The 14143-nt window shown below is 68.5% G+C and carries 13 protein-coding genes; 6 read left to right on the top strand and 7 right to left on the bottom strand.

The genetic code is table 11. The features are described 5' to 3' along the window. A partial coding sequence (locus N878_RS25505; protein ID WP_031304193.1) for an FtsX-like permease family protein occupies positions 1 to 1054 on the top strand: 1054 nt, incomplete at its 5' end. 129 nt (positions 1055 to 1183) lie between these two features. Beyond that, positions 1184 to 1681, top strand: coding sequence for a transcription elongation factor GreB (gene greB / locus N878_RS25500; protein WP_031304191.1), 498 nt, complete (start codon positions 1184 to 1186; stop codon positions 1679 to 1681). A 6-nt stretch (positions 1682 to 1687) separates the two neighbouring features. Here greB and N878_RS25495 read toward each other — a convergent pair whose 3' ends face one another. After that, complete coding sequence (locus tag N878_RS25495) at positions 1688 to 1996, bottom strand: hypothetical protein (protein WP_021446298.1); 309 nt, start codon at positions 1994 to 1996, stop codon at positions 1688 to 1690. 193 nt (positions 1997 to 2189) lie between these two features. Between N878_RS25495 and thpR the strand changes: the two genes are divergently transcribed. The 3 genes from thpR (at position 2190) to N878_RS25480 (ending at position 4967) form a co-directional block, all read left to right on the top strand. After that, a complete protein-coding gene (gene thpR / locus N878_RS25490) occupies positions 2190 to 2735 on the top strand; it encodes an RNA 2',3'-cyclic phosphodiesterase (protein WP_021446297.1) in 546 nt (181 codons plus the stop codon). Positions 2736 to 2920: 185 nt separating this feature from the next. Next, positions 2921 to 3874: a triacylglycerol lipase gene (locus N878_RS25485; protein WP_021446296.1), complete on the top strand. Its 954-nt coding sequence runs from the start codon at positions 2921 to 2923 to the stop codon at positions 3872 to 3874. A gap of 52 nt (positions 3875 to 3926) precedes the next feature. Then, positions 3927 to 4967 (top strand): lipase secretion chaperone, encoded by a 1041-nt coding sequence (locus tag N878_RS25480; protein WP_021446295.1) that lies wholly within the window; start codon positions 3927 to 3929, stop codon positions 4965 to 4967. Positions 4968 to 5113: 146 nt separating this feature from the next. On the opposite strand, the gene N878_RS25475 is transcribed toward N878_RS25480, so the two are convergent. The 4 genes from N878_RS25475 to N878_RS25460 form a co-directional block, all read right to left on the bottom strand. Beyond that, the gene (locus tag N878_RS25475) at positions 5114 to 6133 is read right to left on the bottom strand and encodes a LacI family DNA-binding transcriptional regulator (RefSeq protein ID WP_021446294.1); all 1020 of its coding nucleotides are present in this window, start codon (positions 6131 to 6133) and stop codon (positions 5114 to 5116) included. Between the two features lie 123 nt (positions 6134 to 6256). Continuing rightward, positions 6257 to 7270, bottom strand: coding sequence for a TRAP transporter substrate-binding protein (locus N878_RS25470; protein ID WP_021446293.1), 1014 nt, complete (start codon positions 7268 to 7270; stop codon positions 6257 to 6259). A 58-nt stretch (positions 7271 to 7328) separates the two neighbouring features. Further along, positions 7329 to 8606: a TRAP transporter large permease gene (locus tag N878_RS25465; protein ID WP_021446292.1), complete on the bottom strand. Its 1278-nt coding sequence runs from the start codon at positions 8604 to 8606 to the stop codon at positions 7329 to 7331. A 50-nt stretch (positions 8607 to 8656) separates the two neighbouring features. Next, a complete protein-coding gene (locus tag N878_RS25460) occupies positions 8657 to 9778 on the bottom strand; it encodes a gluconokinase, GntK/IdnK-type (protein ID WP_021446291.1) in 1122 nt (373 codons plus the stop codon). Between the two features lie 195 nt (positions 9779 to 9973). Here N878_RS25460 and N878_RS25455 point away from each other — a divergent pair, with 195 nt between their 5' ends. After that, positions 9974 to 12061 (top strand): TonB-dependent receptor, encoded by a 2088-nt coding sequence (locus N878_RS25455; protein WP_021446290.1) that lies wholly within the window; start codon positions 9974 to 9976, stop codon positions 12059 to 12061. 21 nt (positions 12062 to 12082) lie between these two features. Here the strand turns inward: N878_RS25455 and N878_RS25450 are convergent, their stop codons facing one another. Both N878_RS25450 and N878_RS25445 read right to left on the bottom strand, forming a co-directional pair. Then, positions 12083 to 12787, bottom strand: a complete 705-nt coding sequence (locus tag N878_RS25450) for an NAD(P)H-dependent oxidoreductase (RefSeq protein WP_021446289.1) — start codon at positions 12785 to 12787, stop codon at positions 12083 to 12085. A 68-nt stretch (positions 12788 to 12855) separates the two neighbouring features. Continuing rightward, positions 12856 to 14143 (bottom strand): aldehyde dehydrogenase family protein (locus N878_RS25445; RefSeq protein WP_021446288.1); only part of this gene is annotated, 1288 nt, incomplete at its 5' end.

Below are 14143 nucleotides of genomic sequence, written 5' to 3'. Positions count from 1 at the left end.
GGCCATGGCGCTGATCGCCCTGCTGCGCGGCGAACTGCTCGACACCTGGCAGGACCAGTTACCGGAAGACGCACCCAACCACTTCGCCCTCAACGTGCTGCCGGCCGAGCGCGACGCCTTCGCCGCGCGCCTGGCCGAACTCTCGCCGCATCCGGCGCCGCTCTACCCGGTGGTGCCGGGCCGCCTGGTGACGATCAACGACGAGCCGGTGCGTCAGCTGGTGAGCAAGGAGAGCCGCGGCGAACGGGCGATCCAGCGCGACCTCAGCCTGACCTGGGCCGAACAGTTGCCCGCGGACAACCAGATCACCAGCGGCCGCTGGTGGGGCGCGGCGCATGCCAGCGAACTGCCGGGGGTGTCGGTGGAAGCCGAACTGGCCGAGAGCCTGCAACTCGAGCTGGGCGACCGTCTGCGCTTCAACGTCGGCGGCATCGAACGCGAGGCGCAGGTCAGCAGCCTGCGCGAGGTGGACTGGGACAGCTTCCAGCCCAACTTCTACATGATCTTCGAGCCACAGACCCTGCAGGACCTGCCCGCCACCTACCTGACCAGCTTCTACCTGCCGCCGGGTCAAGACGCCGAGCTTGTCACGCTCAGCCGCGCCTTCCCCAGCGTCACCCTGCTGCAGGTCGACGCGCTCTTGGCGCAGCTGCGCAGCATCCTCGCCCAGGTCACCCTGGCCATCGAGTACGTGCTGCTGTTCGTCCTCGCCGCCGGCATCACCGTGCTGCTCGCCGGGCTGCAGGCGACGCTCGACGAACGCATCCGCCAGGGCGCCCTGCTGCGCGCCCTGGGCGCCGAACGCCAGTTGCTGGTCAGCGCCCGGCGCGCCGAATTCGGCCTGCTCGGCGCCGCCGCCGGCCTGCTCGCCGCACTGGGCTGCGAACTGGTGAGCTTCCTGCTGTATCGCTATGCCTTCGACATGAGCTGGCAACCGCACCCCTGGCTGCTGCTGTTGCCGCTGATCGGCGCCCTGCTGGTGGGCACCGCCGGCGTGCTCGGCACCCGCCGCGCGCTCAATGCCAGCCCGCTAAGCGTGCTGCGCGAGGGTTGACTGAGGAAGGACCCGGAAGGGCTCTGCGCTGCGACCCTCGCCGCTAGGAGTGCCTGCCCCGACGGAGCATTTGCGACGAAACGACGGCAGCGCCTAGACTTGCCGCCTCTCCAATCATTCCGAGACGCCATGAGCCGTTACCGCCCCCCTCGCCCCGCCGGCACGCCATTGATCACCCCGGAAGGCGAGGCGCGCCTGCGCGCCGAACTGCACGAGTTGTGGCACGTGCGCCGGCCGCAGGTGACCCAGTCCGTCAGCGAGGCCGCCGCCCAGGGCGACCGCTCGGAGAACGCCGAGTACACCTACGGCAAGAAGATGCTGCGCGAGATCGACAGCCGCGTGCGCTTTCTGAGCAAACGCCTGGAAAAGCTCAAGGTGGTCAGCGACAGACCCTCGGACCCGAACAAGGTCTATTTCGGCGCCTGGGTCACCATCGAGGACGAAGATGGCGAACAGTCGCGCTACCGCATCGTCGGCCCGGACGAGCTGGATCTGAAACAGGGGCTGATCAGCATCGACTCGCCGCTGGCCCGCGCGCTGGTGGGCAAGCCGCTGGACGCCGAAGTGCGGGTGCACAGCCCGAGCGGCGAGAAGACCTGCTACATAGTCGAGATCGACTACCCCTGAGACTCCCTACCGCCGGGTAATCAGGCCCTGGCGCGCCACCCGTACCAGCTCGGCGACCGTTTCCGTCAGGGCATCGGCGCTGGGCGCCTGGACCACCGCCAGGTCGAAGCTGTCGCGCGGAAAGCGCGCCAGCGACTCGCCGCGCTGCACGAACTGGATACGGAAGGTACGCGGCCCGCTCCAGCGCTTGGGCCAGCCGTCGAGGTAACGCAGCAGGGTCGGTTGGTGATTGCCGCCGAGCAGGATGCGCGGGTTGCGCAGCAACAGCCCCGAGGTGATGGGGGCCAGGCGAATGTGCGGTTGGGGACAGGTCATGCTCGAGTCTCCGCCTCAAAAATCCCGCTGGGCAGCGGTGGGAGGCGACACCGAACCAGCGCTTTAGCGGAATTTCGGGTGCTGGAAACTTCACCCTGTGGCGCCCCGCAAGTAGCTGTTTAAATCGGCGCAGCGCGCATCCTAGAGAAGCCCGCGCGATACTGTCAAGGCGAGCCACCACCGGCCAAGCGCCATGACCGCCGACCAGTTGCGCCTGTTCTTCGCCCTGCCCTGCCCGCCGCCGCTGGCCTCGACGATCTGCGCCTGGCGTGAGCGCGAAGCGCCCGGCGGCAGGCCGGTCGATGCCGCCAACCTGCACCTGACCCTGGCCTTTCTCGGTGCACAGCCGGCCAGTTGCCTGGCGCCGCTGCTGAGCCTCGCCGCGCAGTTGCCGGGCGAAGGCTGCGAGCTGCGCCTGGATCGCCTCGGCCGCTGGCGCGGCGGCGTACTGCACCTGGCGCCCAGCCGGGTGCCGCAGGCGCTGGACGAGTTGCAGCGGCAGCTGCACGCACGCCTGAGCGGAGCCGGTTTCGAACTGGAGCGGCGCGCCTTCCGCCCGCACCTGACCCTGGCGCGGCATTACCCGCAGCCGCCGGCCGGCGCCGCCCCAACCTTCGATTGGCCGCTGCGGCAGTTCGCCCTGTTTTGCTCGGAATATGACGGCCACGGCAGCCGCTATCGCCTGCTCGGCCAGTGGCCGTTGCGGCCTGCGACCCCAACCGGGCGTAGCGCCCCGTAACAGCAAAGCCTGGGCAATCTCGCCGGCAAAACAGGGCAATCTCGGGAAAAGTGCCGCGATAGAGGGGTTAGTCTGGAAAATTCGGCAATGGCATGTTTCCTGCCCTCTCCCTCGAGCCGTACGTGCCACGGGATGGGCGCGATTTTGTTGCAGGACGCACCTCAACACACCCATCGAGAGCGCCCATGAACAAGAACAAGACCCTGCTCGCCCTCTGCCTCGGCGCCGGCCTGCTCGCCAGCGGCCAGACCCAGGCCTTCTGGTTCGGCTCGTCCGGCTATACCCAGACCCAGTACCCCATCGTCCTCGGCCACGGCATGCTCGGCTTCGACAGCATCCTCGGCGTCGACTACTGGTACGGCATTCCCGCCGCCCTGCGCCGCGACGGCGCCAGCGTCTACATCACCGAGGTCAGCCAGCTGGACACCTCCGAAGCGCGCGGCGAGCAATTGCTGCAGCAGGTCGAGGACATCGTCGCCATCAGCGGCAAGGCCAAGGTCAACCTGATCGGCCACAGCCACGGCGGCCCCACCACCCGCTACGTCGCCGCCGTGCGCCCGGACCTGGTCGCCTCGGTCACCAGCGTCGGCGCGCCGCACAGGGGCTCGGCCACCGCCGACTTCCTCAAGGGCATCAGCGACGGCCCCGCCGGCCCGGTCGCCACCCCGCTGCTGGCGGGCATCGTCAATGGCCTCGGCGCGCTGATCAACTTTCTCTCCGGCAGCCCCAGCACCACCCCGCAGAACGCCCTCGGCTCGCTGGAGTCGCTCAACAGCGAGGGCGCGGCGCGCTTCAACGCCAAGTTCCCGCAGGGCATTCCCACCAGCGCCTGCGGCGAAGGCGCCTACAGCGTGAACGGCGTGCGCTACTACTCCTGGAGCGGCACCAGCCCGCTGACCAACCTGCTCGACCCCAGCGACCTGCTGATGGGCGCCAGCGCGCTGACCTTCGGCAGCGAAGCCAACGACGGCCTGGTCGGCCGCTGCAGTTCGCGCATGGGCCAGGTGATCCGCGACAACTACCGGATGAACCACCTCGACGAGGTCAACCAGACCCTGGGCCTGACCAGCCTGTTCGAGACCGATCCGGTGACCGTCTACCGCCAGCATGCCAACCGCCTGAAGAACGCCGGGCTCTGAGCCAAAGTCCGGGCCGGGGTCATCCGGCCCGGACGCCGTAATGGAATCTGCCGTGAACAAAGCCCTGTTGCTGTTGCCGCTGCTGTTCGCCGTCTGCCTGGCGTCGATGCTCTATCTCGAGCCCGGGCATCTGCCCGATCGGTTCAATCCACCCGCGGCCAGCGGGGAAACCCCGCCACCGGCGGCGCCACCCGCGCTGCAGCAAGCGCTGCCCGCGCCCGTCACGCCGGCGAGAAAAGCCGCCGCTCTCGGCTTGCCGGCATCCTTCGTCGGCACCGAGGTGGACGGCCGCTTTCGCGTCGATGCCGCCGGCAACCTGATCGTCAGCGAAGACATTCGGCGCATTTTCGACTACTTCCTCGCCAGCCTCGGCGAGGAGAGCCTGGACGCCAGCGTCGCGCGTCTGCGCGGCTATATCGACGGCCAGTTGCAGGAACCGGCCCGGGCCCGCGCGCAGGCGCTGCTCGACCAGTACCTGGCCTACAAGCGCGAGCTGGTGCTGCTGGAGCGCGACCTGCCGCAACTGGCCAGCCTGGACGCCATGCGCCAACGCGAAGCGGCGGTGCAGGCGCTGCGCGCGCGGCTGTTCGACAGCGAGAGCCATCAGGCCTTCTTCGCCCGCGAGGAAGGCTACAACCGCTTCACCCTGGAGCGCCTGGCGATCCGCCAGGACGCCGGACTGAGCGACGAGGAAAAGGGCCTGGCGGTCGACCGGCTGCGCGCCAGCCTGCCGGAGGAGCTGCAGGACATGGTGCTGCCGCAGCTGCAGCAGGAGCTGCGCCAGCACACCGCGCGCCTGCAGGCCGAAGGCGCCAGCGCCGCGCAGATTCGCCAGCTGCGCCAGCAGCTGGTCGGCGCCGAGGCCACTGCCCGCCTGGAGGCGCTGGACAGCCAACGCCAGGGCTGGCAGAAGCGTCTCGATGAGTATCTCGCCGCCAAGGCGCATATCCAGGCCAACGAGGGACTCAGCAGCGGCGACAAGCGTGCCGCCATCGAGGCGCTGGCGGCGGAGCGTTTCGACGAACGCGAACGCCTGCGCCTGGAGGCGGCCGAGCAGTTGGCCGAGGCTGGCCGCAACACGAACGGCGGCTGAGTCCGGATCGCCGGATCGTCGGGCGGAGCGCGTTGCGCTCCCCGTTGGGCTTCGCTGCGCTCAGCGCCAACCTACCGGCCAAGGCCTCCCTTACCCTCAGGTGCTGTCAGGTGCTGTCAGGTGCTGTCAGGTGCTGTCAGGTGCTGTCAGGTGCTGTCGCGCATCACCAGTTCGAAGCCGACGTCGATGCAGTGCTGCTCGGGCGTCTCGCCACGCATCAAGGCCAGCAGCATGTTCGCCGCCAGCTCGCCGATGCGTCCACGGGTGGTGCGCACCGTGCTCAGCGCCGGGTGCATCCAGGCCGCCGCCGGCAGGTCGTTGAAGCCGGCGATGGCCAGCCGCCCCGGCACCTCGAGGCCCAGCTGACGAGCGCGGAACAGCGCGCCCATGGCCAGGTCGTCGTTGTTGAAGAACACCGCATCGATCTGCGGCTGCTGCGCCAGCAGGCGGTCGAGCAGCTCGGCGCCGAGGCCGATGGACGACAGCTCGGGGGTGAGCAGCTCCAGCGCCGGGTCGTGACGGTTGAGGTAGCGCATCACCTGGCGGTAGCCCTCGGCGCGCTGCAGGGTACGCGGGTCGAGCTGGGCGGCGGCGAAGGCGATATGCCGGTAGCCGCGCTGGACCAGGGCGCGGGTCATGGCGGCACCCGCCTCGACCTGGGAGAAACCGACGCAGTAGTCCTCCGGCTCGTCGCTCAGCTCCATCAGGGTCACCAGCGGGCAGCTGCTGGCGCCGAGGATCTCGCGCGCCGCGTCGCTGCGCTCGAAACCGGTGACCAGCAGACCCGCCGGCTGGTGCGCCAGGTAGGAACGCAGCAGGCGTTCGTCCTCCTCGACCCGGTAATGGCTGACGCCGATCATCATTTCGAAGCCGGCCGGCATCAGCACCCGCTGGATCGCCTCGACGGTATCGACGAACACCGAGTTCGACAGCGAGGGAATCACCACCGCCACCAGGTTCGAGCGCGAGCTGGCCAGCGCCCGCGCCGCCGGATTGGGCACGTAGCCCAGCGCCTTGGCCGCGCGCATCACCTGCTCGCGCAGGGCGTCGGAGACCCTGCCCGGCTGCGACAGCGCACGCGAGGCGGACATCAGCGAGCAGCCGGCGGCCTTGGCCACATCCGACAGGGTGACGCGTTCGGCGGAACGGCGACGACGTTGACTCATAGCGCCTCCAGAGATGGTCTGGCGGGGATTCTACCAGCCTCGCCAACGGATAAAGCGCGGGACACGCCGCCCGGGAGGCCGCCACCATGCAAGGAGCGGCCGTCCCAACGTGCCCCGCGAAACTTACAAGGCAGCCTTGGCGGCCTCGGCCTGCACCTGATCGAATAGCTGCTGGCCGACCGTGTCGACCACCTTCTGGATCGCCGGGGCGGCCTGCTCGCGCATGCGCTGCACCTCGGCGGCGTCCACTTCGTTGATCTGCATGCCCTTGTCCTTCAGCTCGGCCAGGGCGCGGACGGCCTCGGCGCGGGTGTCCTGGCGCTCGAAGTCACGCGCCTTCTGCGCCGCCTCCATGAGAATGTTCTGCTCGGTGGCAGACAGGCCGTCCCACCAGCGCTTGGACACGGTGAGAATCCACGGGCTGTACACGTGGTTGGTCACGGTCAGGTACTTCTGCACCTCGTAGAACTTCGAGGAGAGGATGGTGTTGAACGGGTTTTCCTGACCGTCCACGGCCTTGGTCTCCAGCGCGGTGAACAGCTCGGAGAACGGCAGCGGCACGGCGTTGGCGCCCATCAGCTTGAAGGTCTCGAGGAACACCGGGTTGGGCATCACGCGCAGCTTGATGCCGGCGAAATCCTCCAGCTTGCTGATCGGCCGGGCGTTGTTGGTCAGGTTGCGGAAACCGTTCTCCCAGTACACCAGGCCAACCAGGCCCTTCTCCTCCAGCTTGTCCATCACCTGGCGGCCAATCGGGCCGTCGAGCACGGCGTCGGCCTGCTCGGCGCTGCTGAACAGGAAAGGCGTGTCCCACACCGCCATTTCCTTGGTGATACCGACCAGGGTGGCGGTGGAGCCGACCATCATTTCCTGGGCGCCGCCGATCAGCGCGCTCTGCATCTGGTCGTCCGACCCCAGGCTGGCGGCGCCGAAGGTGCGCACCTTGAGCTTGCCGTCCGAGGCCTTGGCCACCTCCTCGGCGAACAGCTTGGCCGCGCGGCCCTGGTTGCTGTTCTCGTTGAGGCCGTAGCCGAAGCGGATCATCCGCGAGCGGACTTCGTCGGCGTGGACGCTGACGGCGGCGAGCGGGCTGCACAGCAGGGCAGCGGTGAGGATGGCGAGCAGCGGACGTTTCATCGGGACTACCTCTTATTGTTGTGAACGAAGCCGGCGCGCCCGCGCCGGTTGGGACGAATCAGCGCAGCCAGGTCAGCGGCACGGTGACGATGGCCGGGAAGGCGATCAGCAACGCGACTATGCCCAGGTAGATCAGGAAGAACGGCATCACCCCGCGCACCAGTACCTCCATGCGCAGCCGACCGATACCGCCGACCACGTTGAGCACGGTGCCCACCGGCGGGGTGATCAGGCCGATGGAGCCGATCAGCACGAACATCACGCCGAAGTACACCGGGTCGACCCCAGCCTTGATCGCGATCGGCGCCAGCACCGGGGCGAGGATGAGGATGGTCGGGGTCAGGTCGAGGACCATGCCCACCGCGATCATCAGCAGCATGATCGCCAGCACCAGCAGTTGCGGGTGGTCGGCCAGCGGCCCGAGCATGGCGCCGATCTCGTCCGGCAGCTGGGCCAGGGTGATCATGTAGGCCGATACCGTGGCGGCGGCGCAGAGGAACATCACCGAGGCGGTGGTGCGGCTGGCGCGGGTCAGGGTTTCCATCAGGCTGGCCCAGCTCAGCTCGCGGTACAGCAGGGTCGACACCGCCAGGGCGTAGACCGCGGCGACCACCGCCGCCTCGGTCGGGGTGAAGATGCCGAAGCGCAGGCCGCCGACTATGATCACCGGCAGCATCAGCGCCGCGGCGCCGTCAACCAGGACGCGGCGGCGCTCGGCGGCGCTGGCCTTGGCCGGGGTCGGCTCGGTGAAGCCGCGGGCGATCAGGCTCCAGGCGACGATCAGCCCGGCGCCCATGATCAGCCCCGGCACCAGGCCGGCCATGAACAACTGGCTGATCGAGGTGTTGGTGACCACACCATAGATCACGAAGGGCATCGACGGCGGGATGATCGGCGCGATGATGCCGCCGGCGGCCACCAGGCCGGCCGAGGAATGCAGCGGGTAGCCGCGCTGGCGCATCATCGGCAGCAACAGGGTGGCCAGCGCCGCGGTGTCGGCCAGGGCCGAGCCGGACATGCTCGCCAGCAGCACCGCGGCGGCGATGGCGACGTAGCCGAGGCCACCGCGCAGGTGGCCGAAATAGGCCTGGGCCATGGCGATGATGCGCTTGGAGATGCCGCCGGCATTCATCAGCTCGCCGGCGAGGATGAAGAAGGGCACGGCCAGCAGCGGGAAGCTGTCAGCGCCGGCGAGCAGGTTCTGCGCCAGCAACTGCACGTCCCAGAAGTCCAGGTACCACATCAGCAGCGCCGCCGTGAGGATCAGGGCGAAGGCGATGGGCATGCCGAAGGCCATGAAGCCCAGCAGGGATGAAAGGAAGACGGCGACGGTCATCGGCAGGTCCTCGGTGGGCAGTGCCCGTTCTTGTTAGTGATGACGCAGCCTCAATCGACTTGCGCGTGAGCCAGGCTTGCCTGCGGCGCGCGGCGCCACAGGTTGATCAGTTGCACCAGGGCGAGGACGGCCAGCACCGTCATGCAGGCCAGCACCGGCACCATGGCCAGCACCACCGGATAACCGACCACGGTGCTCTGGTTGCCCCAGCCGAACTGCACCTGCATCCAGGCGCCCCAGGCCGCCAGCAGGCTGGCGCCGGCCACCAGCAGCCAGCTCAGCGAGTCCAGCAGACGTTGCGCAGACTGTGGGAAGCGGTCGCGGATCATGCGGAAGGTCATCAGCTCGCCGCGGCGCATGCTCGAGGCCACGCCGACGAACACCAGCCAGACGAAGGCCAGCCGCGACAGTTCCTCGGCCCCGGCCCAGCCGGTGCCGAAGGCGTAGCGCAGCACCACGTTGGCGAACACCGCCAGCACCATGAAGGCCATCAGCGTCGCCATCAGGCCGTCGGTGAGGCGGTCGAACAGCCGCGCCAGGCGGCCCTCGTAGATGGGCTCGGCGCCCAGCTGCGCGGCATGGTTAGCGCTATCAATTTCTGTCGTCGAACCAGCGGCGGCGGCGCCCGAGCCGGCCTCCGGCAGATCGCGGCGCAACCAGGCGCAGATATCCGCCAGCAGCGCCTCGCGGCTGGCGGCCGCATCCAGGGTCAGCACCTGGGGTTCGCCGGCCGGCGCTTCGAGGGTGGCAAACTGGCTGTCGACCAGCGAGGTGGGCATGAAATGCCCGGGACGCGCGCCGACTCGCTGCAGCGCGGTGGCCTGGTCGATCTGCAGATGCACGAACTGCAGCCCCGGCACCGCCGCGCGCAGGCGCTCGCGGTAGGCGCGCTTGAGCGCCGAGCAGGCCAGCACGAAGCCCTCGCCCGCCGCCTGGGCGGCCAGCATCTGCTCGCTCAGGGCGTGCAGCCAGTGGCTGCGGTCGTCGTCGCTCAGGGGGATGCCGGCGCGCATGCGCTCGACGTTCTCGCGGGGATGGAAGTGATCGGCTTCGATATGGCGCCAGCCGAGGGTGGTGGCCACCGCCTGACTGATCTCGCTCTTGCCGGAGCCGCTGACGCCCATGACCACCAATGTGGTGCGGGCAGGCAGTGCGAAAGGCTGTTGTTGCATGGGAACTCCAGGGCGCCATCTGCGTGGCGCCGCTCATTGTTTGGCCGGATGTTAGCGCTATCCAAATCGTTCGACAACCCTATTGCGGCAACATTTCGTAGAGCATTTCTGCGTCAGGCGGCGCAGCGACTCTAGCCCGCGGTCCGCCGCTGCGGTCACCATCGCGGGATAGCGACCGCAGAAGATCCCTCGACCATGACCCCATTCCGCCCTCGCCCCTGGCTTGCCGCCCTGCTGCTGCCGCTGGCCGCGCAGGCCGAGAACGTGCCCGACTACCAGGCCGAACCGCTGGTGGTCACCGGCAGCCGTTACCAGGCCAGCGGCTGGCGCCTGCCCTTCTCGGTCAACCGCATCGATGTCGAGCAGGCCACCCTGGGCAAGCCGGGGGTCAACCTGTCTGAGGCGCTCGGCAGCGTGCCCGGCCTGGTGGTGCAGAACCGGCAGAACTACGCCCAGGATCTGCAGCTGTCTTCGCGCGGCTTCGGCGCCCGCTCGGCCTTCGGCATCCGCGGTATCAAGCTGCTGGCCGATGGCGTGCCGCTGTCCAACCCCGACGGCCAGGGCCAGGCGGCGACCTTCGACCTCGATACCCTGGAGCGCATCGAGGTGCTGCGCGGCCCCTTCGCCAGCGTCTACGGCAGCAACTCCGGCGGAGTGATCCAGCTGTTCTCGCGTGATGGCGAGGGCGCGCCGAGGGTATCGCTCGATACCTCGCAGGCGGCCTGGGGCACCAGCCGCACGCGAGTCAGTGCCGAGGGCGGCAACGACCAGGCCGGCTTTATCCTCAACCGCTCGCACTTCGAGACCGACGGTTATCGCGAGCACAGCGGCGCCATCCTCGACAAGAGCTTCGCCAAGCTGACCCTGTACCCGGACGATGCCAGCAAGCTCAGCCTGAGCTTCAGTCAGCTCGACCAGAACGACACCCAGGACCCGCAGGGCCTGACCTGGCAACAGGTGCAGGCCGACCGCCGCGCCGCCGCCCCCAGCGCTCTGGCGTTCAATACGCGCAAGACGGTGGATCACCAGCAGCTGGCCCTCAACTACGAGCGCAGCTTCGCCGCCGGCACCTGGCAGAGCACGCTGTACAGCGGCACGCGGCGGGTGATCCAGTACCAGTCGATCCCGGTCGCGGTGCAGGCCAATCCGTCCCATTCAGGCGGAGTGATCGACTTCGAGCGGCGCTTCTTCGGCGCCAGCAACCGCTGGATCCAGCCCTTCGACCTGGGCAGCAGCCTGCTGACCCTGACCGCCGGCCTGGACTACGACCATTCCCGCGACGACCGCCAGGGCTTTGAGAACTTCGTCGGTAGCACCCTGGGGGTGAAGGGCAACCTGCGCCGCGACGAGCGCAATGAGGTCAGCAGCCTGTCGCCCTATGTCCAGGCCGCCTGGCAACTGGGCAAGCTCGACCTGCAGGCCGGCCTGCGCCACAACGAAGTGCGGTTCGAGGTGGACGACCGCTTCCTGAGCAATGGCGACGATGGCGGCGCGGTCACCTACCGCGAGCTGACCCCGACCCTGGGTGCCAGCTACGCGCTGCTGCCGGAGCTGAATCTGTACGCCAGCTGGGGCAAGGGCCTGGAGACGCCGACGCTCAACGAACTGTCGTACTCCGATCCCGACAACGGTTTCGGCTTCGACCTGCAACCGGCCACCAGCGAGCAGGTCGAAATCGGCCTCAAGGCCCGCCTCGGCCAGGCCAGCGACCTGCAACTGGCGCTGTTTCAGATCGATACCGACGACGAGCTGGTGGTGGAATCGGCCAGCGGCGGCCGCACGCGCTTTCAGAACGCCGCACAGACCCGCCGTCGCGGCGTGGAACTGGCGGTGGCAAGCCAGCTCAGCGAAACCCTGCGCGGCAACCTCGCCTACAGCCATATCGAGGCCGTCTACAGCCAGGCCTTCGCCAGCGGCGGCCGGCCGATCACGTCTGGCAATCGCCTGCCCGGCATCCCCGCCAGCACCCTGTATGGCGAACTGGCCTGGCAGCCGCGCGAGGGTTTCAGCACCGCCATCGAAGGGCTGTACCGCAGCAAGCTGTATGTCGAGGACAGCAACCAGGCCAAGGCCGCGCCTAGTTACGCCCTGTTCAACTGGCAGGCGCGCTTCGAGCAGCAACTCGACGCGCTGACCTTCAACCAGGTGCTGCGCATCGACAACCTGCTGGACCGCCAGTACATCGGCTCGGTGATAGTCGGCGAGAGCAACGGCCGCTACTACGAACCCGGGCCGGAACGGGCCTGGTATGTCGGCGCTGGGGTGCAGTACCGGTTCGATTGAAACTCGGCCTACAAGCCCGCCCTACGAACTCAGCGGATACAGCCGCTCGTCGAACTGCTCCAGGCGCGGAAACACCAGCGGCACATCCTGGGCCAATCCTTCCAGGCGCTGCTGATAGGCGCGCAGAAAATCCTCGCGGGCGTCGTGGCTGATATAGGGCACATGCCAGGCGACGAAGGGTTCGAGCACGTCCATGCCGACATAGGCCAGGGTGCCGCGCAGCAGCGGGCGCAGCATGTCTTCCAGCGGCCCATGAATCGCCCCCGCGCCGAACATATGCTCGCGCCCGCCCAAAGTCAGGCTGACCAGGGCCTTCTTGCCGGCCAGGCCACCCTGGTCGTAGAAGCGCTTGCCGCCGTAGCAGACGCCGGAGACCAGCACCCGGTCGATCCAGCCCTTGAGCATGGCCGGCACCGAGAACCAGTACAGCGGGAAGTTGAGGATCAGCAGGTCGGCCCACAGCAGCTTGTCCAGTTCGGCCTGGATATCGGCGGCCAGCTGACCGCCCTTCACTCCTTCGCGCTGCTCCAGGGCATAGACCAGGTAGTCCGGGTTGGCCCGCGCGGTGAAATCGGCGGCCGAGGCCACCGGGTTCCAACCCATCGCATAGAGATCGGAAACCTGCACCTCATGGCCCTGCCCCTCCAGGGTCTCACGGGCCAGGTCGCGCAGGGCCGCGGTAAAGGACTGCGGCTCGGGGTGGGCGTGGACTATCAGTACCTTCATAAAAATTCCTTTATCGGGTGCGCCATGGCACCGGCAAATGACTCGGTGCGCATGGCGCACCCTACAACTCAGATCTGGATCGCCTTGACCTCGACGAATTCGTGCAGGCCTTCCTCACCCCACTCGCGGCCGTTGCCGGACTGCTTGTAGCCGCCGAAGGGCGCACGGTAGTTGAAGGCCGCGCCATTGACAAAGCACTGCCCGGCGCGCAGTTGCCGCGCCAGTTGCAGCGAGCGTTCGCGGCTGGCGGTCCATACCGCGCTGGACAGGCCGAAGGGCGAGTCGTTGGCCAGGCGCACGGCTTCGTCCTCGTCGGCATAGGGAATCAGGCACAGCACCGGGCCGAAGATTTCCTCCTGGGCGATGCGCATGCGGTTGTCCACCTCGGCGAACAGGGTCGGCCGCTGGTAGTAGCCGCGCTCCAGGCCGGTGGGCGGCTCGGCGCCGCCATACAGCAGGCGCGCGCCTTCGGCCTGACCCAGGCGGATATAGTCCTGCACCGTGCGGCGCTGGCCGGCCGAGCACATGGGGCCGAGAAAACTTGCCGGGTCCAGCGGGTCGCCCAGGCGCAGGGCCTCGCACTCGGCCACCGCCAGCTGCAGCGCCTCGGCATAGCGGCTGGCCGGCAGCAGCATGCGCGTCAGCGCGGTGCAGGTCTGCCCGGAATTGATCATCACGTCCTGCACGCCATGACGCACCGCCGCGGCCAGATCGGCGTCCGCGCCGATGATAAAGGGCGACTTGCCGCCCAGCTCCAGGCACACGCGCTTGACCGTCGGCGCCGCCGCCGTGGCCACCCGCACGCCAGCGCCAGTGGAGCCGGTAAAGGACAGCATGTCCACCTCGGGATGCCGCGCCAGGGCCTCGCCGACCTTGCTGCCAGGGCCGCTGACCAGGTTGAACACCCCGGCTGGCAGGCCGATGGCATGGACCATCTCGGCCAGCAGAAAGGCATGCAGCGGGGTTTCCTGGCTCGGCTTGAGCACCAGGGTGCAGCCGGCCGCCAGGGCCGGCGCCAGCTTGCCGAGCAGCTGATGCAGCGGGTAGTTCCAGGGGTTGATAAAGGCGCACACCCCCACCGCCTCGCGCAGCACCAGGGAGTTGCCGACCTCGCGCACCTCGTCCATCAGCGCCGCCAGCTCGGCGTAGCTGCGCAGACCTGCGATCGGACCGTCCACCTGCACCGCCCGGCACCATTGCACCGGCATGCCCAGCTCGGCGGTGATCAGCGCGGCCATCTCGCCGGCGCGGGCCTCCAGCAGCTCGGCCAGGGCGCGGATATAACCGGCACGCACATGGGCCGGCGTGCGCGACCAGGGGCCGAAGGCGCACCGCGCGGCGAGCACGGCGCGGTCC

Origin of the sequence: Pseudomonas sp. EGD-AK9 (assembly GCF_000465935.2) — a bacterium.
Taxonomy (GTDB): Bacteria; Pseudomonadota; Gammaproteobacteria; order Pseudomonadales; family Pseudomonadaceae; genus Aquipseudomonas.
This window is presented reverse-complemented; position numbering and strand designations above follow the sequence as displayed.

Excerpts from the sequence above, each read along its gene's own strand:
- greB (WP_031304191.1), top strand. The coding sequence starts at position 1,184 with ATGAGCCGTTACCGCCCCCCTCGCCCCGCCGGCACGCCATTGATCACC.
- N878_RS25495 (WP_021446298.1), bottom strand. The coding sequence starts at position 1,996 with ATGACCTGTCCCCAACCGCACATTCGCCTGGCCCCCATCACCTCGGGG.
- thpR (WP_021446297.1), top strand. The coding sequence starts at position 2,190 with ATGACCGCCGACCAGTTGCGCCTGTTCTTCGCCCTGCCCTGCCCGCCG.
- N878_RS25485 (WP_021446296.1), top strand. The coding sequence starts at position 2,921 with ATGAACAAGAACAAGACCCTGCTCGCCCTCTGCCTCGGCGCCGGCCTG.
- N878_RS25475 (WP_021446294.1), bottom strand. The coding sequence starts at position 6,133 with ATGAGTCAACGTCGTCGCCGTTCCGCCGAACGCGTCACCCTGTCGGAT.
- N878_RS25470 (WP_021446293.1), bottom strand. The coding sequence starts at position 7,270 with ATGAAACGTCCGCTGCTCGCCATCCTCACCGCTGCCCTGCTGTGCAGC.
- N878_RS25465 (WP_021446292.1), bottom strand. The coding sequence starts at position 8,606 with ATGACCGTCGCCGTCTTCCTTTCATCCCTGCTGGGCTTCATGGCCTTC.
- N878_RS25460 (WP_021446291.1), bottom strand. The coding sequence starts at position 9,778 with ATGCAACAACAGCCTTTCGCACTGCCTGCCCGCACCACATTGGTGGTC.
- N878_RS25455 (WP_021446290.1), top strand. The coding sequence starts at position 9,974 with ATGACCCCATTCCGCCCTCGCCCCTGGCTTGCCGCCCTGCTGCTGCCG.
- N878_RS25450 (WP_021446289.1), bottom strand. The coding sequence starts at position 12,787 with ATGAAGGTACTGATAGTCCACGCCCACCCCGAGCCGCAGTCCTTTACC.